The 2,997-nt window shown below is 72.5% G+C and carries 1 protein-coding gene, 1 rRNA gene and 1 pseudogene; 2 read left to right on the top strand and 1 reads right to left on the bottom strand.

Translation table 11 applies throughout. From position 1 onward, the window contains the following. The first annotated feature begins 7 nt into the window (after positions 1-7). Positions 8-124: ribosomal RNA gene (gene rrf, locus KGQ19_RS48185) — 5S ribosomal RNA — on the top strand. Positions 125-244: 120 nt separating this feature from the next. On the opposite strand, the gene KGQ19_RS48180 is transcribed toward rrf, so the two are convergent. Then, entirely contained in the window at positions 245-658 is a 414-nt protein-coding gene (locus KGQ19_RS48180) for a hypothetical protein (protein WP_212022295.1), read from the bottom strand. A 1,530-nt stretch (positions 659-2,188) separates the two neighbouring features. Between KGQ19_RS48180 and KGQ19_RS48175 the strand changes: the two are divergent. Then, positions 2,189-2,997: pseudogene (locus KGQ19_RS48175) on the top strand (hypothetical protein); the annotation flags it as partial.

The following is a 2,997-nucleotide window of genomic DNA, read 5'->3' as shown; positions in this document are numbered from 1 at the left end:
GTAGTGTTACGGCCGCCATAGCGGTGGGGAAACGCCCGGTCCCATTCCGAACCCGGAAGCTAAGCCCGCCAGCGCCGATGGTACTGCCAGGGGGACCTGGTGGGAGAGTAGGACGCGGCCGGACTAATTTTCACGAAGCCCCCTCCGGGATCTCCCGGAGGGGGCTTCGTCGCGTTTGGCCCTTTCTTCCGCGGTGCGGGAGGATGGACTCCGACTCATAACAGGAACAGGAGCGCATCACATGTCACCATCTTCGGACCGCCGCCCGGGCAGCTCCGACCGGGACCGGGGCCGAAACCAGGGCCCCCGGGGCGGCGACGCCCGCCGACCCGCCGACGACCGCGGGGGCCGCTCCGGCGGAGCCGGCGACCGAGGCGGCCGCACCGGCTCCGGCTATGGTGACCGTCCCGCCGGCCGTGGCGGCTTTGACGACCGCTCCGGCTCGCGTGACAGCCGTGGCTCCGGCGACCGCGACTCGCGCGGTGGCGCCGGCGGCGACCGCAACCGGGGCGGCTTCGGCGACCGCGACTCGCGGGGCGGCTCGGGTTCTGGCGACCGGCCCGGCTCCCGTGACTCGCGCGGCGGATCGGGCTACGGCGACCGCGATGCACGCGGCGGCGATCGCGGCCGTGGCGGCTACGGCGACCGGGACTCGCAAGGCGGCTCCAGCCCGCGGGGCGGGTCGAGCTACGGCGACCGCGACGGTCGTGGTTCCAGCTACGGCAACAGGGATTCCCGCGGCTACGGCAGCCGCGACTCGCAGGGCGGGAGTGGCTCGCGGGGCGGCTACGGCTCGCGCGACAGTCAGGGTGCCTCGCGGGGCGGTGGTGATTCGCGGGGCGGCTACGGCTCGCGCGACGGTCGCGGTGCTGACTCGCGGGGCAGTGGCGATTCGCGCGGTGGGTACGGTTCGCGTGACAGTCGGGGTGCTGATTCGCGGGGCGGCTACGGCTCGCGGGATAGTCGCAGTTCTGACTCGCGGGGCGGTTTCGGCTCGCGCGATGGTCAGGGCTCTGGCTCGCGGGGCGGTTATGGCGACCGTGACTCGCGGAGCGGTGGCGACTCGCGCGGCGGCTATGGTTCGCGTGATGGCCGGGGCTCCGATTCGCGGGGCGGGTACCAGGATCGTGATTCGCGCGGTGGCTACGGCTCCCGCGACAGTCGGGGCTCTGGCTCGCGAGGCGGCTCCGACTCCCGTGGCGGCTATGGCGATCGCTCCGGCTCCCGTGACTCGCGGGGCGGTTTCGGCTCGCGCGATGCTCAGGGCTCCGGCTCGCGGGGTGGCTATGGGGACCGTGACTCGCGGAGCGGTGGCGACTCGCGCGGCGGCTACGGTTCGCGTGATGGCCGGGGCTCCGATTCGCGCGGCGGCTACGGCGACCGGGATTCGCGTGGCCGCGCCGGCGACTCGCGCGGTGGCTACGGCTCGCGTGACGGTTCTGACTCGCGAGGCGGCTACGGCAACCGTGACTCGCGGGGCGGCGGTGACTCGCGGGGCAGCTACGGCAACCGTGACTCGCGCAGCGGTGGCGACTCGCGGGGCAGCTACGGCGATCGGGACTCGCGCGGCGGCAGCGGCGATTCGCGTGGCGGCTTCGGCTCGCGTGATAGCCGGGGCTCTGACTCGCGGGGTGGTTTCGCCGACCGTGGTTCGCGAGGCGGTTCCGACTCCCGCAGCGGCTATGGCGATCGCTCCGGTTCGCGTTCTTTCGGGGATCGTGATTCGCGCGGCGGCGACCGGGACAGCCGCGGTGGCTTCTCGGGCGGCCGCGCCGGCGGTGACCGGGACTCCCGTGGCGACCGCGATTCCCGTGGCGGCTATGGCGATCGCTCCGGCTCCCGCGGCGACAACGAGCGTCGCGGCTTCGCCCCGCGCGATGAGCGCCCGGCCGGCGGCTTCTCCCGGGACAACCGTCCCGCCGACCGTGACGAGCACGGGTTCGGCTCCCCTCGTGGCTTCGGGGATGAGAGTGTTCCGGAGGGCGGCGAAGAGGCCCGGGGCGGTTTCGACCCGCGTGAGGGCGGCGGTGCCGCGTTCGCCGGTGGGGTCGATGGCGAGGGGCGTGACGGTGAGGATGTTCTGGAGATCTCGCCTGACGCCACCATCGACAAGCTCGACAAGGACATTCAGGATGAGCTCGCGCAGCTGCTGAAGTCCAAGGCCACAGTGATTGCCGGGCACTTGGTGATGGCGGGCCAGAACCTGGATGAGGATCCTGAGCTGGCGTATCGGCATGCGCGGACCGCGATGAAGATGGCGCCGAGGTTGGCCTCGACGCGGGAGGCCGCAGGGCTGGCCGCGTACCTGACCGATCGGTATTCGGAGGCCTTGGCGGATCTGCGGACGGTGCGGCGGATCACCGGGACCAATGACCACTGGGCTGTGATGGCCGACTGCGAGCGGGGGCTGGGACGCCCCGAGCGCGCTCTGGCGATGGCCGCCGCGCCGGAGGCCAAGACGCTCGACAAGGAGACGCAGATCGAGCTGCGGATGGTCGCGGCCGGGGCGCGGCTGGACATGGAGCAGCCGGAGGCGGCTGTGGTGCAGTTGCAGGGTGCTGATCTGACGCCGGCCAAGATCCAGCCGTGGACCGCCCGGCTGCGCTACGCCTACGCCGAGGCGCTGCTCGCCGCCGAGCGCGAGGACGAGGCGCGCGAGTGGTTCATGCGGGCCGCCGACGCCGACTCCGACGGGCTCACCGACGCCGCCGAGCGCGTCGACGACCTGGACGGCATCGCCTTCGACGAGTTCGAGGACGAACTCGACGCGGATGCTGAGGACGCCGCTGAGGATGAGGACATCGCGCCCGAGGGCCACGTCGACGAAGCCGACGAGGATGACGAGGACGAGGATGATGAGGAAGAGGACGAGGGCGGTGAAGACGGCGCAGCGCACGAAGAGCTGACCGCCGAAGCGTCCGCCGACTCCGACTCCTCCGACTCCCACTCGGACACCGACCGCGAGGCCGACCCCGACGCCCCTGGGGAAGACACCAC

This window comes from Catenulispora pinistramenti, assembly GCF_018274385.1.
GTDB classification, from domain to species: domain Bacteria; phylum Actinomycetota; class Actinomycetes; order Streptomycetales; family Catenulisporaceae; genus Catenulispora; species Catenulispora pinistramenti.
This window is presented reverse-complemented; position numbering and strand designations above follow the sequence as displayed.